The sequence below is a fragment of the Pseudomonas sp. TH49 genome (assembly GCF_016650625.1).
GTDB lineage: Bacteria > Pseudomonadota > Gammaproteobacteria > Pseudomonadales > Pseudomonadaceae > Aquipseudomonas > Aquipseudomonas fluorescens_H.
In genome coordinates this window covers 2,983,594-3,008,388 of sequence record NZ_JAEKFL010000001.1, presented here as the reverse complement: position 1 = coordinate 3,008,388, position 24,795 = coordinate 2,983,594, and the positions used below count along the sequence as shown (strand labels likewise).

Annotated in this window: 24 protein-coding genes; 13 read left to right on the top strand and 11 right to left on the bottom strand. The window is 60.9% G+C overall.

From position 1 onward, the window contains the following. Window positions 1-8: 8 nt before the first annotated feature. A complete protein-coding gene (locus JFU48_RS13705; protein WP_103519892.1) occupies window positions 9-242 on the top strand; it encodes a hypothetical protein in 234 nt (77 codons plus the stop codon). Window positions 243-477: 235 nt separating this feature from the next. Beyond that, a complete protein-coding gene (locus JFU48_RS13700) occupies window positions 478-1,107 on the top strand; it encodes a flavin reductase family protein (protein WP_201136722.1) in 630 nt (209 codons plus the stop codon). 6 nt (window positions 1,108-1,113) lie between these two features. On the opposite strand, the gene JFU48_RS13695 is transcribed toward JFU48_RS13700, so the two are convergent. Together JFU48_RS13695 and JFU48_RS13690 are read right to left on the bottom strand one after the other, a co-directional pair. After that, a complete protein-coding gene (locus tag JFU48_RS13695) occupies window positions 1,114-1,356 on the bottom strand; it encodes a hypothetical protein (RefSeq protein WP_103486312.1) in 243 nt (80 codons plus the stop codon). 43 nt (window positions 1,357-1,399) lie between these two features. Beyond that, window positions 1,400-1,753: an antibiotic biosynthesis monooxygenase family protein gene (locus JFU48_RS13690; RefSeq protein ID WP_201136721.1), complete on the bottom strand. Its 354-nt coding sequence runs from the start codon at window positions 1,751-1,753 to the stop codon at window positions 1,400-1,402. Window positions 1,754-2,183: 430 nt separating this feature from the next. Here JFU48_RS13690 and JFU48_RS13685 point away from each other — a divergent pair, with 430 nt between their 5' ends. Continuing rightward, window positions 2,184-3,113: an AraC family transcriptional regulator gene (locus JFU48_RS13685; protein WP_003227633.1), complete on the top strand. Its 930-nt coding sequence runs from the start codon at window positions 2,184-2,186 to the stop codon at window positions 3,111-3,113. 162 nt (window positions 3,114-3,275) lie between these two features. On the opposite strand, the gene JFU48_RS13680 is transcribed toward JFU48_RS13685, so the two are convergent. Beyond that, complete coding sequence (locus tag JFU48_RS13680) at window positions 3,276-4,724, bottom strand: aldehyde dehydrogenase family protein (protein WP_201137083.1); 1,449 nt, start codon at window positions 4,722-4,724, stop codon at window positions 3,276-3,278. Further along, complete coding sequence (locus JFU48_RS13675; protein WP_201136720.1) at window positions 4,724-6,361, bottom strand: 5-guanidino-2-oxopentanoate decarboxylase; 1,638 nt, start codon at window positions 6,359-6,361, stop codon at window positions 4,724-4,726. Before JFU48_RS13675 ends, JFU48_RS13680 begins: the two co-directional genes overlap by 1 nt. A 227-nt stretch (window positions 6,362-6,588) precedes the next feature. On the opposite strand from JFU48_RS13675, the gene JFU48_RS13670 reads away from it, so the two are divergent. Beyond that, window positions 6,589-7,470, top strand: coding sequence for a LysR substrate-binding domain-containing protein (locus tag JFU48_RS13670; RefSeq protein WP_201136719.1), 882 nt, complete (start codon window positions 6,589-6,591; stop codon window positions 7,468-7,470). Between the two features lie 122 nt (window positions 7,471-7,592). Here the strand turns inward: JFU48_RS13670 and JFU48_RS13665 are convergent, their stop codons facing one another. Further along, window positions 7,593-8,207: an NAD(P)-dependent oxidoreductase gene (locus JFU48_RS13665; protein ID WP_201136718.1), complete on the bottom strand. Its 615-nt coding sequence runs from the start codon at window positions 8,205-8,207 to the stop codon at window positions 7,593-7,595. Between the two features lie 220 nt (window positions 8,208-8,427). After that, a complete protein-coding gene (locus JFU48_RS13660; RefSeq protein ID WP_201136717.1) occupies window positions 8,428-9,306 on the bottom strand; it encodes an MBL fold metallo-hydrolase in 879 nt (292 codons plus the stop codon). A gap of 114 nt (window positions 9,307-9,420) precedes the next feature. On the opposite strand from JFU48_RS13660, the gene JFU48_RS13655 reads away from it, so the two are divergent. Continuing rightward, window positions 9,421-10,326: a LysR family transcriptional regulator gene (locus tag JFU48_RS13655; protein WP_207199012.1), complete on the top strand. Its 906-nt coding sequence runs from the start codon at window positions 9,421-9,423 to the stop codon at window positions 10,324-10,326. Window positions 10,327-10,544: 218 nt separating this feature from the next. Continuing rightward, window positions 10,545-10,721: a hypothetical protein gene (locus JFU48_RS13650; protein ID WP_003227641.1), complete on the top strand. Its 177-nt coding sequence runs from the start codon at window positions 10,545-10,547 to the stop codon at window positions 10,719-10,721. A 136-nt stretch (window positions 10,722-10,857) separates the two neighbouring features. Here the strand turns inward: JFU48_RS13650 and JFU48_RS13645 are convergent, their stop codons facing one another. After that, window positions 10,858-11,742 (bottom strand): helix-turn-helix domain-containing protein, encoded by an 885-nt coding sequence (locus tag JFU48_RS13645; protein ID WP_103486318.1) that lies wholly within the window; start codon window positions 11,740-11,742, stop codon window positions 10,858-10,860. A 177-nt stretch (window positions 11,743-11,919) separates the two neighbouring features. Here JFU48_RS13645 and pobA point away from each other — a divergent pair, with 177 nt between their 5' ends. Both pobA and JFU48_RS13635 read left to right on the top strand, forming a co-directional pair. Next, complete coding sequence (pobA, locus tag JFU48_RS13640; protein WP_201136716.1) at window positions 11,920-13,113, top strand: 4-hydroxybenzoate 3-monooxygenase; 1,194 nt, start codon at window positions 11,920-11,922, stop codon at window positions 13,111-13,113. Window positions 13,114-13,192: 79 nt separating this feature from the next. Beyond that, window positions 13,193-14,710: a DHA2 family efflux MFS transporter permease subunit gene (locus JFU48_RS13635; protein ID WP_201136715.1), complete on the top strand. Its 1,518-nt coding sequence runs from the start codon at window positions 13,193-13,195 to the stop codon at window positions 14,708-14,710. Between the two features lie 127 nt (window positions 14,711-14,837). On the opposite strand, the gene JFU48_RS13630 is transcribed toward JFU48_RS13635, so the two are convergent. The 4 genes from JFU48_RS13630 to JFU48_RS13615 form a co-directional block, all read right to left on the bottom strand. Beyond that, entirely contained in the window at window positions 14,838-15,686 is an 849-nt protein-coding gene (locus JFU48_RS13630) for a cache domain-containing protein (RefSeq protein ID WP_201136714.1), read from the bottom strand. Between the two features lie 229 nt (window positions 15,687-15,915). Next, window positions 15,916-16,749, bottom strand: a complete 834-nt coding sequence (locus tag JFU48_RS13625; protein WP_003227652.1) for a hypothetical protein — start codon at window positions 16,747-16,749, stop codon at window positions 15,916-15,918. A gap of 116 nt (window positions 16,750-16,865) precedes the next feature. Then, window positions 16,866-17,858 carry an NAD-dependent epimerase/dehydratase family protein gene (locus JFU48_RS13620; RefSeq protein ID WP_103486323.1) on the bottom strand — a complete coding sequence of 331 codons (993 nt, stop codon included), beginning with the start codon at window positions 17,856-17,858 and terminating at the stop codon, window positions 16,866-16,868. A 53-nt stretch (window positions 17,859-17,911) separates the two neighbouring features. Continuing rightward, window positions 17,912-18,805 (bottom strand): LysR family transcriptional regulator ArgP, encoded by an 894-nt coding sequence (locus JFU48_RS13615; protein ID WP_003227656.1) that lies wholly within the window; start codon window positions 18,803-18,805, stop codon window positions 17,912-17,914. A gap of 96 nt (window positions 18,806-18,901) precedes the next feature. On the opposite strand from JFU48_RS13615, the gene JFU48_RS13610 reads away from it, so the two are divergent. The 5 genes from JFU48_RS13610 to JFU48_RS13590 all read left to right on the top strand — a co-directional run bounded on the left by JFU48_RS13610 (window position 18,902) and on the right by JFU48_RS13590 (window position 24,659). Continuing rightward, window positions 18,902-19,303, top strand: coding sequence for an ACT domain-containing protein (locus JFU48_RS13610; RefSeq protein ID WP_201136713.1), 402 nt, complete (start codon window positions 18,902-18,904; stop codon window positions 19,301-19,303). A 5-nt stretch (window positions 19,304-19,308) separates the two neighbouring features. Beyond that, window positions 19,309-19,911 (top strand): LysE/ArgO family amino acid transporter, encoded by a 603-nt coding sequence (locus JFU48_RS13605; RefSeq protein ID WP_103486325.1) that lies wholly within the window; start codon window positions 19,309-19,311, stop codon window positions 19,909-19,911. Between the two features lie 176 nt (window positions 19,912-20,087). Beyond that, window positions 20,088-20,684, top strand: coding sequence for a superoxide dismutase (locus JFU48_RS13600; RefSeq protein ID WP_201136712.1), 597 nt, complete (start codon window positions 20,088-20,090; stop codon window positions 20,682-20,684). Between the two features lie 354 nt (window positions 20,685-21,038). Then, window positions 21,039-23,090, top strand: coding sequence for a putative bifunctional diguanylate cyclase/phosphodiesterase (locus JFU48_RS13595; protein ID WP_003227662.1), 2,052 nt, complete (start codon window positions 21,039-21,041; stop codon window positions 23,088-23,090). A 228-nt stretch (window positions 23,091-23,318) separates the two neighbouring features. Further along, window positions 23,319-24,659: an imelysin family protein gene (locus JFU48_RS13590; protein ID WP_003227663.1), complete on the top strand. Its 1,341-nt coding sequence runs from the start codon at window positions 23,319-23,321 to the stop codon at window positions 24,657-24,659. Window positions 24,660-24,795: the final 136 nt, after the last annotated feature.

Genomic DNA, 24,795 nt, shown 5'->3' with positions numbered 1-24,795 from the left:
TAAAGAACATGAAAACCAAACTGATCCTCGCCCTGACCCTGTCCGTACTGGCCGCCAACACCTTCGCTGCCGATGGCTCGGACAAAACCAAGTCCTCCGACTTTATTTCCGGCGGTTCCGCCGTCATCGAAACCAGCCACTCGGGCACTTACGCCGCAGATGGTTTTGATAAAACCAACATCGGCAAAACCGTCGCAGCTGACGGCTTCGACAAGACCGGTACCGCTGCAGCCATCAGCTAAGTGTGAGAAGTTCTTCCACAGCCCGGCTTCGGCCGGGCTTAGTCATTTCTGAAACATCAAAACTATTCCCTGTAGGAGTGAGCCTGCTCGCGATAGCGGTGTGCCAGTCAAATGTGTATCAGCTGACACAACGCTATCGCGAGCAGGCTCACTCCTACAGGGATGCACATCCGGCTGGAAATAGGCGGCGTGCCCTTGCACTATTGAACGCTCACGAATGCCAGGAATCCCCACCATGTCCGATGACATCCACTACTACGAACCCGCCAATGGCCACGGCCTGCCCCACGATCCGTTCAACGCCATCGTCGGCCCGCGCCCCATCGGCTGGATTTCTTCGCAGGATGCCCACGGCCAGCTGAATCTGGCGCCTTACAGCTTCTTCAACGCGTTCAATTACATTCCGCCGATCATTGGTTTTTCCAGCGTCGGGCGCAAAGACAGCTTGAACAACATCGAGCAGACCGGTGAATTCGCCTGGAACCTCGCCACCCGGCCGCTGGCCGAGCAGATGAACCAGAGCTGCGCGATGGTCGCGCCGCAGGTCAACGAGTTTGAATTGGCCGGGCTGACGCCGGTGGCGTCGAAGGTGATTGCGGTGCCACGGGTAGCCGAAAGCCCGGTGTCCTTCGAATGCAAGGTCACACAGATCATTCAGTTGCAGCGCGCCGATGGCGAAACCGTGCCGAGCTGGCTGATTCTCGGCGAAGTGGTCGCCGTGCATATCGCCAAGTGGCTGTTGAAGGACGGGATCTACGACACCGCCGCGGCAGAACCGATTCTGCGCGGCGGCGGGCCGGCGGACTATTTCCAGTTGGGGCCTGAAGCCCTGTTCAAGATGTGGCGTCCGGGTGCGGGCAAGTAAGCGCAGTTACCAGATCAGCTCGGCGTCATCGGTGACACCCTTGAGGCGGTCCAGCTCCTGGGTCGCCGCGTCATCGGCAGCGATGGCGCCGGGAAACACCTGATCACCCAGCAGTTTGTGGAAGCGTGGCGCACCGCCATCGACCAGGGCCTTGACCGCGATTGCCGCGTGATAACCCTTGTTGCCGCCCAACTCGACGGGGACGACTGCGGAGACTGCTTCGAAGTGTTCAAACTCTTTACGTGCCATGGCACACATCCTGGCTCAGACGAATAAGCCGGACATTAAACCCTCAACCGGCGAGTTTGTGTATCGGTGCCGGACATTGTCCGAGCGCCTGCGCCGCCGACACCTCTTTGAAGGTGTGGAAATCCAGGCTGTTGACCACCAGGTCCTGGACCAACTCGGCAAAGATCTGCATCGACGGGCTATTGAAATACGCGGTCATCGCCTGTTGATGGCTCCAGAAACCGGAGACCAGCCACAGCTCCGGATCGCATTGCGAATGCTGCAGGGCAAAGCTCAGGCAACCGGGGGCGTTGCGTGAGGGTTCGATCAAGGCACTGAGGCGCACACCGAGTTCGGCGGAGCGTCCGGCGCGCGCTCGAACGAAGGCCATATGACTGACGGGAATCTGCTTGGACATGTTCAACCCTCCCAGGGAGTCGCGTGGCAGCCGGGGGACGGGCTGCGACAGGATCCAAGGTTAAGGGCCGGTCGCAGGGTGCCGTTAGTCGATTCCTGCCGCTGCGTTGCACAATCCTGCGAGACTGCACAAAAGTCCGGCAACCACCGCTAAAACCCTGTCACACCGCTGTCATACGCGTTTTGTGTAGGAGCTGCCGCAGGCTGCGATCTTTTGACTTTCGCTTTTAAAATCAAAAGATCGCAGCCTTCGCCAGCTCCTACAGGGGTATTCGCCGCAAGGGGTAAGGTGGCGGTCGTGGGCTGATGGCCGACGCGCAAAACCAGCCCATGCAGAATCAGGCAAGCATTTGACAGGATGTGTCTACCGCTCGCGCTTGCACAAACTTATGCTCTGCCCCATTCCAGATCCCTTGCCGAGGATGCCGTGCATGACGTCATTCGATCGTTTCCAAGCCCCGCCCGATGCCGACATGGAAAAACAGCGCGCAGAACTCGCGGCGATCATCCGTCGCAACACCACCGACGATGGCAGTTATGCGACCGCCATCGGCTCGCTGTTCATGTCGCGCCACACCCAATCCCACGACTTCGCCCCGGTACTCGCGCAACCGGCGCTGTGCATCATGGCTCAGGGTCGGAAAGAGGTGCGGCTGGCGGATGAGTACTTCAATTACGATCCGCTGAATTACCTGGTGGTCTCGGTCTCGATGCCGCTCAGCGGACGGGTGGTGAATGTCTCGCCGGAGGAGCCGATCCTCGCTGTGCGCCTGGACATCGACCCGGCGGAAATCACCGCACTGATCGCCGACGCCGGCCCGATGGGTGTGCCGACCCGGCCCACGGGACGCGGTCTGTATGTCGAGCAGATCGACAGCGCGATGCTCGACGCGGTATTGCGTCTGGCGCGACTGCTGGATGCGCCGAAAGACATCGCCATGCTCGCGCCACTGATTCGCCGGGAGATTCTCTATCGCCTGCTGCGCAGTCCGCAGGGTCATCGCTTGTATGAAATCGCGATTGCCAACAGCCAGAGCCACCGCATCAGCCAGGCGATCAAATGGCTCAACGGCAACTTCGAGCAGCCGCTGCGCATCGATGATCTGGCGAAGGAAGTGAACCTCAGCGTCTCGACCCTGCATCACCGTTTCAAGGCAATGACGGCGATGAGTCCGTTGCAGTACCAGAAGCAGCTGCGCCTGCAAGAGGCGCGACGCCTGATGCTGGCTGAAGGGCTGGAAGCGTCGGCCGCGGGCTATCGAGTCGGGTATGAAAGTCCGTCGCAGTTCAGCCGCGAGTACAGCCGCTTGTTTGGCGCGCCGCCGTTGCGGGATCTGGCGCGGTTGCGGCAGTCGGTCTGATCCGGAATCTGCTCTGCTGCGGCTGACGCTTTCGCGAGCAAGCCCGCTCCCACAGTGGACTAGTGTTGATCACACATCCAATGTGGGAGCGAGCTTGCTCGCGAAGAGGCCGGAATGCTCAGCAAAAAATCCGGATCAGATCGCCAAGACCCGACACGCCGTTCAGACCGCCCGGATCACGTGCTTGATTTCCTGAAAAGCGGCCAGGCCCCACGGCCCCAATTCACGGCCGATGCTGCTCTGCTTGTAGCCACCCCAGGCGGTCTGCGGGAAGATCACCTGCGGCGAGTTGATCCACACCAGCCCGGCCTGCAACGCATTCGCTACCCGATCTGCCGCAGCCGCATCGCGAGTCACCACACTGGCGACCAGCCCGAACTGGCTGTCGTTGGCCAAGGCAATCGCCTCGGCTTCGCTGCTGAAACTGCGCACGCAGAGCACCGGGCCAAAGATCTCTTCACACCACAACGCACTGTCGAGGGGCACCTCGGTGAACACCGTCGGCTGCAGGAAATACCCGCGTGGCAGATCCGCCGGACGATTGCCGCCGCAGATCAATTTCGCCCCGGCGCTCAAGCCGCGGTCGATGTGGCCGAGCACGCGCTGGTACTGCGCCTGATTGACCAGCGCGCCCATCTCCACTTCAGGATCGAACGGATCGGCCACGCGGATTTTTTCCGCGCGGGTCTGCAAACGGATAAGGAATTCGTCGGCCAGTTCATCGGCGACCAACACCCGACTGGTGGCCGAGCACATCTGCCCGGCGTTGAAGAATCCGCCGCCACAGGCCAGCTCCACCGCCAGTTCCAGATCGGCATCGGCCAGCACCAGCAGCGAAGATTTGCCACCCAGTTCCAGGCTCACGCCCTTCACCGTTTCGGCGGCGCGTTGCATCACTTGCACGCCGACCGCGTTGCTGCCGGTGAAGGAGATCTTGGCGATGCGCGGATCCGCCGACAGCGGCGCACCGACCGCCAGACCGGTGCCGCACACCAGGTTGAACACGCCTTGGGGCAGACCGGATTCGGCGATGATCGCCGCCAGTTCCAGCTCCGGCAGCGGCGTGACTTCCGACGGTTTCAACACCACGCAGCAACCGGCGGCCAGCGCCGGCGCGAGTTTCCACGCGGTGGTGACCATCGGGAAATTCCACGGCACGATCAGCCCGACCACACCACACGGCTCACGCCGCAGACGCGCACTGAAGTCGTCGCTGGGCAGCGGCACATTGCTGTCCTGGTGCGCATCGAGACCTTCGGCGAGTTCGGCGTAATACTCGAACGTGGCGATCACATCATCGACGTCAATGGACGCTTCGAACTGCGGTTTTCCGTTGTTGCTCGACTGCAGCTGCATCAGGTGATCGCGACCGTTGCGCACGCCATTGGCGATGTTGCGCAGGATCGCACCACGTTCGGCACCGCTGGTTTTCGACCAGCGCTTGAACGCTTCAGTGGCTGCGCTGACGGCCAGATCAACCGCGCTTTCATCGCCGCCATTGACCGTGGTCAGCAGCGCTTCGGTGGCCGGGTTAATCACCCGCAGATGTTCGCGACCGGCAGACCATTGGCCGTTGATGTACAGGCCATCGAGTGTGGTTGGGAAATTGATCATTTGGCCACCGCCTGCATCCATTGAGTCTGGTCGATTTCAATCAGGGTCGGGCCCTGACGATCAGTGGCGGCACGCAGCGCACCACGCAGCTGTTCAACCGAGCTGATCGCTTCGGCGGCGCAGCCCAGGGCCTTTGCGACGCTGATGAAATCCGGGGTGTAGATATCGACGCCAACCGGCTCGATGGCACGGTTGACCATGTACTTCTTGATCTCTTCGTAGCCCTGGTTATTCCACAACAGGACGATCACCGGCGTGCGCGCTTCAACCGCACTGGCCAGTTCCGGCAGGGTGAACTGCAAACCGCCATCGCCGATCAGGCACACCACTGGCGGGCGCGCGCCGCCCTTGATGCGGCCGCCGAGCCATGCGCCGATCGCCGCCGGCAAGGCGTAACCGAGGGTGCCGTAACCGGTGGACGAATTGAACCAGCGACGCGGGTGATCCGGGTTGAACGTGAGGTTGCCGGTGTACACCGGTTGCGTGGAATCGCCGACGAACACCGCATCCGGCAGTTCATCAAGCACAGTGTCGAGAAAGAGGGTCTGGGCCAGGGTCGGCGCATCCCAGCTCGCGGCCAGTTCAGTGCGCAATTGTGCGACGCGAACCTGGCCCCAATCGCTGCTGCGTTCGGCGAGTTTTTGCTGTGCCAGCGCACTGAGCAGCGCTTGCGCGGCGTTGCGCGAATCGGCGACCAACGCCACGTGCGGCGGATAGTTGCGCACGGTTTGATCGGCGTCGATGTCGATGCGCAGCAACTTGCCGGGGATCTCGAAACCACCGGCGAAGGTGACGTCGTAATCGGTCTCCGCCAGCTCGGTGCCGATCGCCAGCACCACGTCGGCATCGGCCACCAGTGCACGGGTCGCGACCAGCGTTTGCGTCGAGCCGATCAGCAGCGGGTGGTTCGACGGCAACATGCCTTTGGCGTTGATGGTCAGTGCTACGGGGGCATCGAGGCGCTCGGCCAGTCGGGTCAGCTCGGGTGCGGCGTCGATGGCTCCGCCGCCAGCGAGAATCAGCGGGCGCTTGGCGTTGGCCAGCAGCTCAGTCATGCGGCTGACGGCACTCGGTGCCGCACCGGCACGATCGATGATCACCGGAACACTGCCGAGCAATTCATCGGCCTCTTCGACCAGCACGTCCAGCGGAATCTCGATGTGCACCGGACGTGGACGCCCGGCCTGGAACAGGGCGAAGGCACGCGCCAGCACGCCCGGCAATTCCGCAGCGGACATCAGGGTGTGAGAGAACGCAGCGACACCGCCGACCAGCGCGCTCTGGTTCGGCAACTCGTGAAGCTTGCCACGACCGCCGCCCAACTGGCTGCGGGTCTGCACGCTGGAGATCACCAGCATCGGGATCGAGTCGGCGTACGCCTGGCCCATCGCGGTGGTGATGTTGGTCATGCCCGGGCCGGTGATGATGAAGCACACACCCGGTTTGCCGCTGGTGCGTGCATAGCCGTCAGCCATGAAACCGGCACCCTGTTCATGCCGTGGAGTGACGTGGTTGATGCGCGAACGGGCCAGCCCGCGATACAGCTCAACGGTGTGCACCCCGGGAATGCCGAACACCTGCTCGACCCCATAATCTTCGAGTAACTTGACCAGTACTTCGCCACACGTCGCCATGCCGATTGCCCTTTTATTCGGTTGAAACACTGGGCCCTTGGTGGGAGCGGGCTTGCTCGCGAAAGCGATGTGTCAGCCAGCATCAATGGCAATGACACAGCGCAATCGCGAGCAGGCTCACTCCTACAAAGAGCCCTTGATTGGGCTCATTGAACGGGCGGCGAGTAGCGGCAACAATCGATTAAAAGTCATACTAGCCATGTCCTCACGTCATACCTCGGATCCCCATGAAACGACTGCCTCCCCTGCCCGCCCTGCACACGTTTCTGATCACTGCGCAGTGCTGCAACTTCACCCGGGCGGCCGAGCAGTTGCACATCACCCAGGGCGCAGTGAGCCGGCAGATCGCCGGGCTCGAGGATCATCTCGGTTATGAATTGTTCATTCGTCTGGCCCGAGGCCTTGAGCTGACCGCTGAAGGACGTGAGTGGCTGCCACGGGTGGAGAAGATCTTTGGCCTGATCAGCGAAGCGACCGAGCAGATCGGTCTCAAGCGGCAAACCCTGCAACTCAAGGCGCCGAGCTGCGTGATGCGCTGGCTGGTGCCGCGCCTGCTGCAGTGGCAAAAGGAACGCCCGGATGTGCCGGTCAAACTGACCACCACACTGGCCCACGGCGTGGACTTTCAGCGTGAGCCATTCGATGCCGCGGTGATCTACGGCACCCCGCCGGACAATTCGTCGACTGCCCTGCACCTGTTCGATGAGCAACTGACGCCGGTGTGTTCGCCAGCCTTATTGAAAGGCCCGCCGGCACTCAGCGAACCGGCCGATCTGCAACAGCATCTGCTGCTGCATCCCACCCACGATATCCAGGACTGGACCGTGTGGCTGACAGCCGCCGGGTTGCAATTGAGCAACGTCGACACGGGGCAGCATTTCGAGACGCTGGATCAGGCGATGTCGATGGCCTCCCACGGGACGGGTGTGGCGATTGGCGACTGGTCGCTGATCGGCGATGACCTGCACGCCGGGCGGCTGGTGATGCCGTTTGATCTGAAGGTGAAGACGGGGCTGGGGTACTACGTGGTGATGCCGCAGGGTGGGGAAGCATTGCCGCAGTTGGAGGAGCTGATGATCTGGCTGGTGGAACAGGCGCATACCCGCTGAAACACCACATAACCCTGTAGGAGCGGGCTTGCTCGCGAACGCGGAGTGTCAGTCACTTCAAATGTCGCTGACACTCCGCCTTCGCGAGCAAGCCCGCTCCCACATTTGTTCCGCGTCGTTGCTTAGTAGCCGACCGTAAACCGCTGACGCGAATGCTTCGGCGTTTCCACTTCGTCGATCAGCGCGATCGCGTAATCGGCGAAGGTGATCCAGCTACGACCTTCGGCACTCACCAGCAAGTGATCCTTGCCGACGCGGAAGGTGCCGGTGCGCTCACCTTCGACAAACTCTGCCGATGGCGAGAGGAAGGTCCAGTCCAGATCCTGCTCCTGACGCAACGCATCGAGAAACGCCGCCCCCGCACTGGCCTCGGTTTTGTATTCGGCGGGGAAACCCTCGCTGTCGATCACTCGGGTGTCGTCCGGCAGCAACAGCGAACCGGCCCCCCCGACCACCAGCAGACGCTTCACGCCCGCCTGCTTCACCGGGCCGACCACGGCACTGGCCGGTACGGTGGCGAAATGCGCGGCGCTGATCACCACGTCATGACCGGCGACGGCGGCTTGCAGCGCCGCCGAATCCAGCACATCGACATTCTTGCTGACCACACCGGCACGGTTACCGATCTTCGAGGTATCGCGGGCGATGGCGGTGACGCTATGGCCGCGACGCAGGGCTTCTTCCAGCAGTTGGCTACCGGCACGGCCGGTGGCACCAATGATTGCGATCTTGCTCATGACATTCTCCAGTTGGCTTGAGAGTTTCAACGACGGCATAAATCTAATCTTGAAGCGGTATTCCCTGTGGCGAGGGAGCTTGCTCCCGCTGGAGGGCGAAGCACTCCCCGCCTCTTTCAGATTCAACGCACTTTCAGGTTTTACGCCTGCTGCGCAGGCGGGCGGGAGCAAGCTCCCTCGCCACAAAAGTCCTCTCGACCTCCGTTTCAGATCAATCGGGTTACCACTTCATTTCGCCCTTGGCGACTTTGGCGCTCAGCTCCAGCGAGCTTTCTTCGCCGAGTTTCGGGTAGCGTTTTTGCATGGCCTTGATCAGTGCGGCGGAATCTTTGGCCTTGGCGGTTTCTTCGTCGAAAGCCTTAATGTAGTCGGCGGTGAATTTCACGCTGGCCAGCGAGCGGCTGCTCTCGCCCAGATAGTGACCCGGCACCACGGTTTTCGGCTTGAGGGTTTCGATCGAGTGCAGGGTTTGCAGCCAGTCGGAGTGGGATTGCGCGGTCTGGGTATCAGCCATCCACACATGAATGTTCTCGGCGACCACGACGCCACCGACCACAGCCTTGAGCGACGGAATCCACACGAAACTGCGATCCGGTTGTTTGCCTTCAAGTCCCACCACCTGCAATTTCTGTCCTTCGAGCATCAGGCTATCGCCCTTGAGCACGCCCGGCACGATGGTTTTGGCCGGTACGTCGGCGCCCATTTTCGGGCCCCAGAAGGCGAGTTTGCCGTCGACGGTCTGCTTGATGTGATCGACGGTCGGCTGCGAGGCCAGCACGGTGGCGTCGGGGAAAGCCTGAGTCAGGGTGTCGAGGCCGAAGTAGTAATCCGGGTCACCGTGGCTGATGTAGATGGTGGTCAAGTGCTTGCCGCTGGCGCGGATCTTTTCCACCACCTGCTCGGCCTGGGCCTTGCCGAATTGCGCGTCGACCAGGATCGCGTCTTTCTCGCCGCTGACCAGCACCGAAGTCACCGGGAAAATCGCGTTGGTGCCCGGGTTGTAGACATCCAGGGTCAGGTTGGCGGCAGCGGCGTGGGCCGCGAAACCGAGGGTGGCGGTGGCCAGCAAAACGCGCTTGAGGGAAGTGAAGCCGATCATCTGTTGCTCCGTGGTCCGAATGCCGTGGTTGGCGATGGGACAGAGCTTAGTTGCCTGACTCGGTACAAAAAATGCGATGCTTGGACATAGTTTGTTTCTGAAAGCGGGCAAATCATGGATCGTCTTCAAGCAATGCGGGTGTTTGTCACGGTGGTGGATCTGGGCAGCCAGTCGGCGGCCGCCGATCATCTGGACCTGTCACGGCCGGTGGTATCGCGCTATCTGGCGGAGCTGGAAGACTGGGTCGGCGCGCGCCTGATGCACCGCACCACGCGCAAGTTGAGCCTGACCGCCGCCGGCAGTGAAATCCTGCCGCGCTGTCGGCAGATGCTCGAACTTTCGACGGATATGCAGGCAGCAGTCAGTGAACCGCACGATGCACCGCGAGGATTGCTGCGTATCAGCGTCAGCACCTCGTTCGGCCAGGCGCAACTGGCCGATGCGATGGCGGCGTACGTCAAGCGTTACCCCGGGGTCAGCATCGATCTGCAGATGCTCGACCGCACGGTGAATCTGGTGGATGAGCGCATCGACCTGGCGATCCGCACCAGCAATGACCTGGACCCGAACCTGATCGCCCGACGCCTGACCGTGTGCCGCTCGGTGGTCTGCGCCGCACCGGCTTATTTGCGCGACAATCCGCCGCCGCAGCGGGTCGAGGACCTGAGCCGACACAATTGCCTCACGCACTCGTATTTCGGCAAAAGCCTGTGGCATTTCGAGGAGGACGGCGAACCGGTGTCGGTGCCGGTACAGGGCAACATCAGCGCCAATGAGGCCAGCACCCTGTTGCGCGCGACGCTGGCCGGCGCGGGGGTGGCGATGCTGCCGACCTATCAGGCCGGGGTTCACGTGCATGCCGGTGAACTGGTGCGTTTGCTGCCCGATGCCGAGCCACGGCAGATGAACATCTACGCGGTGTATGCGTCACGCAAACACATGCCGGCGGCGCTGCGCAGCATGCTGGATTTTCTCGTCGAACGATTCCCGGAAAATCCAAAATGGGATATTGGCCTGTAAATCCGGTATTCCTGTGGGAGCGGGCTTGCTCGCGAATGCGTCGTGTCAGTCGAGGGCAATCCAGACTGACACACCGCCTTCGCGAGCAAGCCCGCTCCCACAGGTGTCATCCGTGTGCTGAAGGTATGTCACCTACGCGGGAGCCGTGGCTGGCAACTCTGTACCGCTGACCTATGCTGAAAGTAATACCGCAGGGTATGCGTTCAGAGGTCAACGCCATGAACATCAGAACAAGAAGGTACTTCGCGATTTTCATCACCTGCGCCGCCACGCTGGCGCTGTACGGCACCGCGGCCTGGCGGGTCGAGCAACTGCGACAACTGCCCCGCGAGTTCGCGAGTTGCAATTTCGAGCGCTGCATTCCGCATAACGCGACGCTTAATGCGTTGCGCTGATTGACCTGAGTTGCAGTGCGATCCTGTGGGAGGGGGCTTGCTCCCGAATGCGGTGTGTCATTCAGCATTGATGCAAACTGATAGACCGCTTTCGGGAGCAAGCCCCCTCCCACAGGAGACCGCAGCGTCTACAAGATCACTGCTCGGCCTTCAGCCGGTCGCGGAAGGCCTTTGGCGATATCCCCACCCGGCGCCGGAACAGGCGCGTGAAGTTGGTCGGATCGGAAAACCCCAACAACTCCGACATCTCGTAAATGGTCATGCTGGTGTAGGTCAGCAAACGTTTGGCTTCCAGCAACTGGCGTTCGTGCATGATCTGCAGCGCCGGCTGCCCTGCCAGTTCCCGGCAGGTGCCGTTGAGGTGCGACACCGAAATCCCCAGGCGATGGGCGAGGTCTTCGACCTTCACATGCTGGCGGTAAGTCTCCTCCACCAATTGAATGAACCCGTTGAGGTATTCGCGCTGGCGTTGCGGTCGCTGGCTGGCGTTATGGCGCACGATCGCCTGTCGGCTGACCCAGACCATGATCACGCTCACCAGCGAATGCATGAGCATTTCCCGCGCTGGCTGATGGCCGTTGTACTCGGCCTGCAACGCTGAAAACAGGCTGTTCAGGTACTCCGCATCCTTGCCCGCCGGATAGTGCTCGGCCTGGGCCAGTGCGTGCACCGAATTGCCCAGTTGCGCCTGCAAGTGATTGATCAACGGATTGGCGAGGGTGACGACGAATCCTTCGACGTCCTCGGAAAAGCGGAAGCCATGCACCGACAACGGTGGCAGGACTTGAATGGCGGGTTCGTTGAGCTGCGTGCGTTGACCTTCGATTTCAAGCTCTGCCTGACCTTTGAAGACGAAGAGCAACTGGCACAAATCGGCGTGGCGGTGGGGTTTGATTTCCCATTGATGTTCGCGGCTGCGTTTGGAAATGGTTTCACAGTGCAGCAAGTCAGGGGTCGGCCAGTCCAGGCTTTCACCGTAGAGCTTGAACACCGGAATCGAAGGCAGGTCAGGCTTGTTCATCACTTCAATCCAGGCCTCGAGGTTGCGGGCGATAATCGCACCGATTGGCAGAATGTACAGGTATCGGCTCAGTTTTCACCTTCAATTGACAGACCCGCAAGGGAAAAATGCAAGCACTCGATCCATAAAAATCATTCACCGGCTCCCGTCGCGTGAAGCTTGCGAGTCATAAAAACAATGAAAACGCTGAAAACCCAAGTCGCCATCATCGGCGCCGGTCCGTCCGGATTGCTCCTCGGTCAGTTGCTGCACAACGCCGGCATCGACACCCTGATTGTCGAACGCCAGACACCCGATTACGTGCTCGGGCGAATTCGCGCCGGGGTGCTTGAACAGGGCATGGTAGAGCTGTTGCGTCAGGCCGGCGTGGGTGCGCGCATGGATGCCGAAGGGTTGGTACACACCGGCTTCGATCTGGCATTGGATGGACGTCTGGCACACATCGATCTGCAGGGTTTGACCGGCGGCAAAACCGTCATGGTTTACGGCCAGACCGAAGTCACTCGCGACCTGATGGCCGCTCGTCGGGAGGCCGGGGCGCTGTCGTTTTATGAAGTGAGCGATGTCGTTCCTCACGGCATGAAAAGCGACGAGGCCTTTGTCACTTTCGAAAAGGACGGGGAAACATGGCGCGTCGACTGCGATTACATTGCCGGTTGCGATGGTTTTCACGGCGTGGCCCGGCAGTCGATTCCCGAAGACTGCCTGAAGATTTTCGAGCGGGTCTATCCGTTCGGCTGGCTGGGGATTCTCGCGGACACGCCGCCGGTGCACGATGAGCTGGTGTACGCCCGTCACGAACGCGGCTTCGCCCTGTGCAGCATGCGCTCGGCCACTCGCACCCGTTACTACCTGCAAGTGCCGGCCGAGGAAAATGTCGCCGCCTGGTCCGATCAGCGCTTTTGGGATGAACTCAAAACCCGCTTGCCCACGGCGCTTGCCGAGAAACTGGTGACCGGCCCGTCGATTGAAAAAAGCATCGCGCCGCTGCGCAGTTTTGTCGTCGAGCCGATGCAGTACGGGCGGATGTTTCTGCTTGGCGATGCCGCGCATATCGTCCCGCCCACTGGCGCCAAGGGCCTGAATCTGGCGGCCAGTGACGTCAGCACTTTGTTCAATATCCTGCTGAAGGTTTACCGCGAAGGACGCACGGACTTGTTGGAGAAATACTCGGAAATCTGCCTGCGCCGGGTATGGAAAGCCGAACGTTTCTCCTGGTGGATGACTTCGATGCTGCACCGCTTCGACGAACATGATGATTTCAGTCAGCGCATCAGCGCCTCGGAACTGGACTACTTTGTCAGTTCAGAAGCGGGTCGGAAAACCATTGCAGAAAATTACGTCGGACTTCCTTATGAGGCTATCGAATAGCTTCCTACCGACTTACACTGGCGAGCATTCCCGCTCGCCTGACGATCCGCGGGACTCTCACTGCCCGCAGGTTTCGCCCGTGACCAATCTTCACCAGCCTGAAACACCCAAACCGGCCATTCGCAGCGTGCTGGTCGCGCTGATGCTGGCGATCTTTCTCGGCGCGCTGGACCAGACCATCGTCGCCGTCTCGATGCCCGCCATCTCCGCACAATTCAAGGATGTCAGCCTGCTGGCCTGGGTGATTTCCGGGTACATGGTGGCGATGACTGTGGCCGTGCCGATCTACGGCAAGCTCGGCGACCTGTACGGGCGGCGCAAACTGATGCTGTTCGGCATGGGCCTGTTCACCCTCGCCTCGCTGTTCTGCGGTATGGCGCAAAGCATGGAACAACTGGTGCTGGCGCGGATTCTCCAGGGCATCGGCGCCGGCGGGATGATTTCGGTCAGTCAGGCGATCATCGGCGACATCGTCCCGCCCCGTGAACGCGGCCGTTATCAGGGTTACTTCAGCAGCATGTACGCGGTCGCCAGCGTCGCCGGGCCGGTGCTCGGCGGCTACATGACCGAATACCTGTCGTGGCGCTGGGTGTTCCTGATCAACTTGCCGCTGGGGCTTGGCGCCTGGTGGGTTGCCAATCGCAACCTGCGCGGGCTGCCGATTCCACAGCGCAAGCCGATCATCGACTACCTCGGCACACTGCTGATGATCATCGGTTTGACCGCCCTGCTGCTGGGCATCACTCAGGTCGGTCAGGGCCATTCGTGGCGCAGCAGCGAAGTGCTCGGCTTGTTTGCCTGTGCAGTGCTGGTACTGGCGGTGTTCGTCTGGCATGAACGCCGGGCGCGTGAGCCGCTGCTGCCGATGCACCTGTTCACCAACCGCAATGCGTTGCTGTGCTGGTGCACGATTTTCTTCACCAGTTTCCAGGCGATCTCGCTGATCGTGCTGATGCCGCTGCGCTTCCAGAGCGTCACCGGCGCCGGGGCCGATGCCGCGGCGTTGCACTTGCTGCCGCTGGCGATGGGGCTGCCGATTGGCGCTTATTTCGCCGGACGCCGCACCTCGGTCACCGGCCGTTACAAACCACAGATTCTGACTGGCGCGCTGCTGATGCCGATCTCGATTCTCGGCATGGCGTTCAGCCCACCGGACGCGACGCTGGTCAGCAGCCTGTTCATGCTGCTCAGCGGGATTGCCGGCGGCATGCAGTTCCCGACCTCACTGGTGGGCACGCAGAACTCGGTGGATCAGCGCGACATCGGCGTCGCCACCAGCACCACCAACCTGTTCCGCTCGCTGGGCGGCGCGGTGGGCGTGGCGTTGATGTCGGCGCTGTTGCTGGCCTTTTTGCAGGACTCGAGTTTTGCCCATCTGGCGAGCAACGCGCTGATCAGCGAGGGGCATTCAGGCAATGTGCTGCTCGACGGTTTGAACGCCGCCCCGGGTGAGGCACAGAACGCCCTGCGCGCCGAGCTTTCGGTGACGTTCCGGCATTTGCTGTGGGTGAGTACGGCGGTGTCGCTGCTGGGTCTGGCGGCGGCGATCGCGATGCCGAACAAGTTGCTGCGCGGGCGGGAGCACGGCGCCAAATAGGAACAGGTGCCATGAAAACCTGTGGGAGCGAGCCTGCTCGCGAAAGCAGTGTGTCATTCAACTGTGATGTCAGCTGACACTATGCCTTCGCGAGCAGGCTCGCTCCCACAGGGGGGCAAAGGTATTTTCAAGGGCTGTAGTAACCCACCGCCACCAGAAAATGCCCGACCTTTTTCAGGTAGGCATGCTTGTCCTCGACCTTGCCGGTCACCGGGTTTTTCCAGCGGTATTCGTATTCGCCGTCATCCTGCTTGGCGATCAGCGCCAGAATCGGCTCGCCCACCGGTTTGCCTTCCGGGTCGTTGATCTTGCTGAAATCGGTATTGATCAGGCGCAGGTTGGTGCCGTGGGCCACGTAGCGCTGGGTGTTCAAATCGACGACGAACACATACAAGTCATCCTGCAGATAACCGCCCTTGAGCGAGTTGATGGCCGTCAGGGTGCCCTTCTCGTTTTTCCCCAGATCGGTTGCAGCCTTGTCGAGGAGTGCCTTGGCCTGCTCGGCTGAAGCACGCGGCAGGTAATAACCGACCGCCAGAATGCGCTGACCGATGCGCTGGTAATACACATGTTTGCGCTCGACCTTGCCGTCCGCCCAGTTCTGCCAGCGGTATTCGGCCTGTTGAATGCCGTTGCCTTCCGGCACCAGCAAGGCGTCCTTGAAGGCTTTCTGCAAATCCGGCGCAAGCACCTCGCTGACGTCACGGCCGATCAACGCTGAGGATGGGCCGCCACTGGCGAGCATCACGCCTTTGGTATCGACCACGAACACGTAGCGATCCTTGTCGACAAACTCGCCCTGACGGCTGAACGCGGCGAAGGCCTTGTCGCCATTGTCGTGGTAATAGGCCAGGGCCTTTTCCAGCAGCGCAATGGCGGCCTTGCTGTCGTCCTTTTGCGCGGTGGCAGCGTTGACCTGCGCTACCCCCACAAAAAGCATTACACCGAGCCACGCCACTTTATGCAAAAACCCCATAACGCATCCCTCGTTCTTGTTGGTGTTTCAAGAGCGTAGACGGCTTGGGGTCGGATGGGGCGCCGCATCCTGTAGCGAGGAGATTTATCCCCGATGGGCTGCGCAGCAGCCCTGATGGAGAGAACACATATTTCCTGACACACCGAGCTGATACCAGGGAGCTGCTGCGCAGCCCCATCGGGGATGAATCCCCTCACCACAAAGGTCCCTGGCTACAGTTCATCAGGCCCTATGGCCGGGCATTGATCTGCTGCTGCAAGTTCTGGATCTGCGCCTGCAGGGTGTTGATGTTGCGGGTCATCTGGCCGCGGAATGCATCGAACTCGGCGGTATTGCCGCCACCCTGCGCAGCGGCCGGGCGGTTGTCCTGTTCACTCTTGAGGACGATGATTTCCTGCTCCAGACGCTCGATCGCCGCGCTCGGGTTGCCTTGCTTCTTCAGCGCGGCAATATCGGCACTCAGGCTCTTGAGCTGCGCATCGAACTTGCCGGTATCGACCGGGGCGCTTTTCAGGGTTGCCAGTTCCGCACTCAGGGCTTTGACCTGAGCCTGCAACTGGGTATTGGCGTTCTGTTGTTCGGTGGTCTGCGCGGTCATCTGCGCCAGACGCTTGTCCAGATCGCTGGTCTGACCGACCACGCCTTGCTGCTGTTTACTTTGATCCAGCAACTGGGTTTCCAGCTGTTTGATCTGTTGCTTCAAGGCTTCGCTGTCACTGTTGACGTTGCTCTGGCTGGCGACGACCTTGCCGGAAATATCCTGCAGGCGCCCCGCCGCTTCCTCGCTGATGCGCGCAAAGCTTTCCTGGGTGGCCACCAGTTGCTGCTCCATCAGCGAAATCTGCTGGAAGCTCCACCAGGCCAGACCGATGAAAGCAAAGAACAGCGCGCCAACCAGCGCCCACAACGGCCCGGTGCTCGCGGCCTTGACCTTGACCACCGGCGGCGTGCGCGAATGCACGGAAGTGCGGGCGGTCGGCGGAATGTCATCGTCGTCAAAGGTGTCGGCCCGCAGGCTCGGTACATCGTCGAAATCGTCGTTGGCATCGTTACGCATGGACATTGAGGCAACCTTTGTGGAACGCGGTGATGGCTGAATGCTGCGAAGTATAACCACCGCAGCCGCAGGGATTGACCCTCACGCGGCAGTGCGGTTCATTGCCGGCCGGGCGACTTGTATCAACGGATGTCCTGGGCTTTCCACCAGCCACAGAACTCGTCGAGGGCCGACCACAGGCTGACTTTCGGATCGTAGTCCAGATAATGCCGGGCGCGACTGATGTCGAGGGTGAAATTTTTCTTCATGACCTGCATGCCCAGCCGCGACAGGGTCGGCTCCGGGCGCCCCGGCCAGAGTTTGCACACGCCTTCGTTGAGCGCCGCAACGCTGTAGGCCAGACCGTACGAGCGGTATTTGGTGACCTGCGGCACTTCCATTTTGCGCATCACATAATTGACCACATCCCACAACGGCACCGGCGCGCCATTGCTGATGTTGTAGGCCTTACCCAACGCGGAACCGGCCGCCAGCAGGCTGCTGAGCAGCGCTTCGTTGAGGTTCTGCACGCTGGTGAAGTCGACCTTGTTCAGGCCGTCGCCGATGATCGCCAGACGCCCCTTGCGCTGCATGTTCAGCAGGCGCGGGAAGATGCTCATGTCGCCGGCACCGGTGACGAAACGCGGGCGCAGGGCGATGGTTTCGAGGCCGAATTCCTGGGCGCCGAAGACCTTTTGCTCGGCCAGGTATTTGGTCGCTGCGTAGTGATGTTTGAAGCGCTTTGGCACTTGCTCTTCGGTCAGGCCGAGGTGATCGCGGCCATCGAAGTAGATCGACGGCGACGACAGATGCACCAGCCGCCGCACGCGCTGCTTTAGGCAGGCTTCGACGACGTTTTCGGTAACCTGCACGTTGCCTTGATGAAAGTCCTGATAACGCCCCCACAAGCCGACGGCACCGGCACAGTGCACCACGGCTTCGACGTCGGCGCAGAGGTCGCGCACCAGATCCGCATCGGTGAGATCGCCCGGGACGAACTCGGCGCCACGGCGCACCAGATGCTCGACGCTCTCGGCCCGGCGACCGTTGACCCGCACGTCCAGGCCCTGCTCCAGGGCGAAACGCGCAAAGCGTCCGCCAATGAAGCCGCTTGCGCCGGTGACCAGAATTTTCATGTAACGCTCCGATGTCTTTCGTTTACCTGATACGTCTGTCTTGACGCTGACCGTCAGCCCAAGGGCACCAGCCATCGTGGTGAAGAACGTAGCAATTGTTCGGTCAGCAAGCCCAGCAACTGACCGCCATTGCGCCAATGATGCCAGTACAACGGCACATCGATCGGTTTATCTGGCAACAGTTCGCGCAAAGTCCCGCGTTGCAACTGCTCGCGCACTTGCAGTTCCGGCACCAGTCCCCAACCGAACCCGGCTTCGGTCAGACGCACAAAACCTTCGGAGGACGGGCACAAGTGGTGCTCGAAACCACCGTCGACACCGAGCGATGCGAGGTAGCGATGCTGGAGGAAATCGTCCGGCCCGAACACCAGCGCCGGGGTACGCGGCAACTGTTCGGCACGCACTCCATCGGGAAAATGCCGTTCGATGAACGCCGGACTGGCCAGCGCCCGATAGCGCATCGCCCCGAGCAACACACTGCGCGCACCGGCCACCGGGCGTTCGCTGGCACAGACACACGCCGCAACCTCCCCGGCACGCATGCGCTTGAGGCCGACGGTCTGATCTTCCACCACCAGATCCAGCAATAAATGCTGCTCGGCGCAGAAATCGCCCACGGCTTCGGCCCACCAGGTGGCGAGGCTGTCGGCGTTGAGGGCGATGCGCAAACGCTCCGGCACGCCCTCTTCGTCGAGCGCCGGCACCAGGGTCTGCAAGTCACGCTCAAGCAGGCGCACCTGCTGCACATGGTTGAGCAGCCGCCGGCCAATCTCGGTCGGCGACGGCGGCGTGCCGCGCACCAGCACCGGTTGGCCGACCCGCGCTTCCAGCAGTTTGATCCGCTGGGAAATCGCCGATTGCGACAAGCCCAGCACCTGTGCGGCGCGTTCGAATCCGGCCTGCTCGACCACAGCGGCCAGCGCGGAAAGCAATTTATAGTCGAACATCAGTTTTCCTAATGAGCGATCAGCACTATTGGTTTTTCTTATACAGCTTTCGACCGGAGAATAGCCAGCAAGCACTCTTTATCAAGGAACACTGCAATGGCTGGCGAAACCTCACTCACGACGTTGCTGCGCAGCATGAGCCCGCAGCTCAACGCCGGTGAATACGTGTTCTGCACCCTGCGTGACGCTCAGTTGCCCAACGGTCTGGAGATTGTCGGCAGCTTTCGTGAACAGGAAGGCCTGACTGTGATCCTCGAACGCTCTCAGGCGGAACACGCCGGGTTCAGTTTCGATTATGTCGCAGCGTGGATCACCCTCAACGTGCATTCGGCACTGGAAGCGGTCGGCCTCACCGCTGCGTTCGCCAGCGCACTGGGCAAGGCCGGGATCAGTTGCAACGTGATCGCCGGTTACTACCACGACCACTTGTTTGTCGGACAGACCGACGCCGAACGCGCCATGCAAGTGCTGCGCGATCTCGCAGCCAACGCGGAGTAATCGTTATGTGGCAAAGCTATGTGAACGGCCTGCTGGTGGCGTTCGGGTTGATCATGGCGATCGGCACGCAGAATGCTTTTGTATTGGCCCAGAGCCTGCGGCGCGAACATCACCTGCCGGTGGCGGCGCTGTGCGTGGCGTGCGATGCGCTGCTGGTGGCGGCCGGGGTTTTCGGCCTGGCCACGGTGTTGGCGCAGAACCCGACATTGCTCGCAGTGGCGCGCTGGGGCGGCGCCGTCTTTCTGATCTGGTACGGCAGCCAGGCGCTGCGCCGGGCGTTCTCGAAACAGAGTCTGGATCAGGGCGAAAACCACACCGTACGCTCGTTGCGCGCGGTGATGCTCAGCGCGCTGGCAGTGACGTTGCTCAATCCGCACGTTTATCTGGACACGGTGTTGCTGATCGGCTCGCTCGGTGCGCAGCAGTCGGTGCCGGGGGCTTATGTCGTGGGCGCGGCGAGTGCATCGCTGCTGTGGTTTTTCACTCTTGCCCTCGGTGCCGCATGGCTTGCGCCATGGCTGGCAAGGCCGAGTACCTGGCGGATTCTAGATCTGGTGGTGGCGTTGATGATGTTTACAGTCGCAGGGCAATTGATATTGGCGCAGTGATTTATTCCAAACAGCTCTGGAACCTCTATCCCACACAGTTGTTGCGTGGTTAAGCCTTGACCCCGGTGCTATGATCCGAACCCTGCGCCGCAAAGAGTAAAAACTCGTCGGTGCATTTCTGGCCGCCCGTGATCGGCCTTGCGCTCACCGCAACAGACCTGATTAGGAGAATCATCATGGCTTTCGAATTGCCGCCGCTGCCTTACGCACACGATGCCCTGCAGCCGCACATTTCCAAGGAAACCCTGGAATTTCACTACGACAAGCACCACAACACCTATGTCGTGAACCTGAACAACCTGGTGCCAGGCACCGAGTTCGAAGGCAAGACCCTGGAAGAGATCGTCAAGACTTCCTCGGGCGGCATCTTCAACAACGCCGCTCAGGTCTGGAACCACACTTTCTACTGGAACTGCCTGGCGCCAAACGCCGGCGGTCAACCAACCGGCGCACTGGCTGAAGCCATCAACGCGGCTTTCGGTTCGTTCGACAAGTTCAAGGAAGAGTTCAGCAAAACCTCGATCGGCACCTTCGGTTCCGGCTGGGGCTGGCTGGTGAAGAAGGCTGACGGTTCCCTGGCTCTGGCCAGCACCATCGGCGCCGGCAACCCGCTGACCAGCGGCGACACCCCGCTGCTGACCTGCGACGTCTGGGAACACGCTTACTACATCGACTACCGCAACCTGCGTCCGAAGTACGTTGAAGCGTTCTGGAACCTGGTCAACTGGAAGTTCGTTGCTGAGCAGTTCGAAGGCAAAACCTTCACCGCTTAAGCTGCGCGCCAGATAAAAAACCCGGCTATGGCCGGGTTTTTTTATGCCCGAAAAAAGCCGCACCGCATCGAATCCCACTCAGGCCGTTTTCCCACAACGAAAGCAGCCTTCGACCTCTTGCCGCCGCGCCGTAGCGGGCTACCATCAAATCAGTGAAAATTTGTTCCGTACCGCTCAAGTTGAGGGCCGAAACTACCGACACAGTACAAATAGAGCTGAGACTCCAGACAGCAGCATTTCGGCCAAGGCCACGGGCAAATGTTCCGGGGCTTGATTGTCCCTTTGACTGCCAACACGGGATTGCCAATACTCATGGCAACTTGACGCTACCCGCACGGAACAAGGAATAACCCTTTGAAGCTGGAACTCAAGAACAGCTTGTCGGTGAAGTTGCTCCGGGTCGTGCTCCTTTCGGCATTGATCGTCGGCGTAGTCTTGAGCTGCGCCCAGATCGTTTTCGATGCCTATAAAACCCGCCAGGCGGTGGCCGGCGATGCGCAGCGCATCCTCGACATGTTCCGTGATCCCTCGACTCAGGCCGTGTACAGCCTGGACCGGGAAATGGGCATGCAGGTGATCGAAGGCCTGTTCCAGGACGACGCCGTGCGCCAGGCCTCCATCGGCCATCCCAACGAAGCGATGCTGGCGCAAAAATCCCGCGAGTTGCAGCACTCCAACAGCCGCTGGCTGACCGATCTGATCCTCGGTCAGGAACGCACCTTCACCACCCAACTGGTTGGCCGCGGCCCGTACAGCGAGTATTACGGCGACCTGAGCATCACCCTCGACACCGCCACCTATGGCGAGAGTTTCATCGTCAGTTCGGTGATCATTTTCATTTCCGGCGTGTTGCGCGCCCTGGCCATGGGCCTGGTGCTGTATCTGGTCTATCACTGGCTGCTGACCAAGCCGCTGTCGCGGATCATCGAGCACCTGACCGAAATCAATCCCGATCGCCCCAGCGAGCACAAGATTCCGCAGATCAAGGGCAACGAGAAGAACGAACTCGGCATCTGGATCAACACCGCCAACCAGTTGCTTGAATCCATCGAACGCAACACACACCTGCGCCACGAAGCGGAAAACAGCCTGCTGCGCATGGCCCAGTACGACTTCCTCACCGGCCTGCCGAACCGCCAGCAATTGCAGCAGCAACTGGACAAGATTCTGGTCGACGCCGGCAAGCTGCAACGCCGGGTCGCGGTATTGTGCGTGGGGCTGGACGATTTCAAAGGGATCAACGAGCAGTTCAGCTACCAGACCGGCGACCAGTTGCTGCTGGCGCTGGCCGACCGCCTGCGCGGCCATAGCGGTCGCCTGGGTGCCCTCGCCCGTCTGGGCGGCGACCAGTTTGCGCTGGTGCAGGCCGATATCGAACAACCTTACGAAGCGGCAGAGCTGGCGCAAAGCATCCTCGATGATCTGGAAGCGGCGTTTGCCCTCGACCATCAGGAAATCCGCCTGCGCGCGACCATCGGCATCACCCTGTTCCCCGAGGACGGCGACAGCACCGAGAAGCTGTTGCAGAAGGCCGAGCAGACCATGACGCTGGCCAAGACCCGTTCGCGCAACCGTTATCAGTTCTACATCGCCAGTGTCGACAGCGAGATGCGTCGCCGTCGCGAACTGGAAAAAGACCTGCGTGACGCGCTGATTCGCGATCAGTTCTACCTCGTCTATCAACCGCAGATCAGCTACCGCGATCACCGCGTGGTCGGGGTTGAAGCGCTGATTCGCTGGCAGCACCCGGAGCACGGTCTGGTGCCGCCGGACCTGTTCATCCCGCTGGCCGAGCAGAACGGCACGATCATCGCCATCGGCGAATGGGTGCTGGATCAGGCCTGCAAGCAATTGCGCGAATGGCACGATCAGGGCTTCGTCGATCTGCGCATGGCGGTCAACCTGTCCACCGTGCAACTGCACCACGCCGAGTTGCCGCGAGTGGTCAACAACCTGCTGCAGATCTACCGTTTGCCGCCGCGCAGCCTGGAGCTGGAAGTCACCGAAACCGGCTTGATGGAAGACATCAGCACTGCCGCCCAGCATCTGCTGAGCCTGCGTCGTTCCGGGGCGCTGATCGCCATCGACGACTTCGGCACCGGCTACTCATCACTGAGTTATCTGAAAAGCCTGCCGTTGGACAAGATCAAGATCGACAAGAGCTTCGTTCAGGATCTGCTGGATGACGACGATGATGCGACCATCGTTCGCGCGATCATTCAACTGGGCAAGAGCCTGGGCATGCAGGTGATCGCCGAAGGCGTGGAAACCGCCGAGCAGGAGTCCTACATCATCTCTGAAGGCTGTCACGAAGGTCAGGGTTACCACTACAGCAAGCCGCTGCCTGCCCGGGAACTGACTGCCTACCTCAAGCAAGCCCAACGCAGCAACGCGGCTATTTTATAAAGTCAAAAGATCGCAGCCTGCGGCAGCTCCTACAGGGAGCGCATTCCCCTGTAGGAGCTGTCGAGTGAAACGAGGCTGCGATCTTTTGATCTGCGCCATCACACCGGCGTAAACAAGAAATATTTCCAGCCACAGCCCTTTACACATAATGCGAAAGATTTGCATTATGTCGCAGCTTTGCGCACCCCCGCGCCCTGTCCATTCAATTACCGAAGCAGGATGTTCGCCATGATTCGTATGCCTCTGGCTACCGCCAGTCTGCTGGCCATCGCTATTTCCCTCGCCGGTTGCGGCGAAGGCAAAGACAAGGCTGCCGCTGCGGCCACGCCGACTCCAGCCGCCAGCACCGCTGCCGCTGCTCCTGCCGCAGCCGGGAAAGTCGACGAAGCCGCCGCCAAGGCTGTGGTCGCGCACTACGCCGACATGGTCTTCGCCGTCTACAGCGATGCCGAATCCACCGCGAAAACCCTGCAAACCGCCGTAGACGCCTTCCTCGCCAAGCCGAATGCCGAGACGCTGAAAGCCGCCCGTGAAGCATGGATCGCCGCACGCGTTCCGTACCTGCAGAGCGAAGTATTCCGCTTCGGCAACACCATCATCGACGACTGGGAAGGTCAGGTGAACGCCTGGCCTCTGGACGAAGGCCTGATCGACTACGTCGACAAATCCTACGAGCACGCACTGGGTAACCCGGGTGCCAACGCCAATATCATCGCCAACACTGAAGTCCAGGTCGGCGAAGACAAGGTCGATGTCAAAGACATCACCCCGGAAAAACTCGCCAGCCTGAACGAGCTGGGCGGTTCCGAAGCCAACGTCGCCACCGGCTACCACGCCATCGAATTCCTGCTCTGGGGCCAGGACTTGAACGGCACCGGCCCGGGCGCCGGCAACCGTCCTGCTTCCGACTACCTGGAAGGCGCGGGCGCCACCGGCGGTCACAACGATCGTCGTCGTGCGTACCTCAAAGCGGTGACCCAACTGCTGGTCAGCGACCTGGAAGAAATGGTCGGTAACTGGAAGCCGAACGTGGCTGACAACTACCGCGCCACCCTGGAAGCCGAGCCTGCCGAAACCGGCCTGCGCAAAATGCTGTTCGGCATGGGCAGCCTGTCGCTGGGTGAACTGGCGGGCGAGCGCATGAAGGTGTCTCTGGAAGCCAACTCCCCGGAAGACGAACAGGATTGCTTCAGCGACAACACCCACAACTCGCACTTCTACGATGCCAAAGGCATTCGTAACGTGTACCTGGGCGAATACACCCGCACCGACGGCACCAAGATGACCGGTGCCAGCCTGTCGTCGCTGGTGGCCAAGGCCGACCCGGCTGCCGACAACGCGCTGAAAGCCGATCTGGCCGCTACCGAAGCCAAGATCCAGGTCATGGTCGATCACGCCAACAAGGGTGAGCACTACGATCAGTTGATCGCTGCGGGCAATACCGCTGGCAACCAGATCGTGCGTGATGCCATCGCTGCGCTGGTCAAGCAGACCGGTTCGATCGAAGCCGCTGCCGGCAAGCTGGGCATCAGCGACCTGAACCCGGACAACGCTGATCACGAGTTCTGATCAACGCTAGCTGCACAAGAAGGCGACCTCCGGGTCGCCTTTTTCATGCCTGCCATGCACAAAACCCTGTGGGAGCGGGCTTGCTCGCGAAAGCGGTGTATCAGTCAATTCATCTGTGTCTGACCCACCGCTTTCG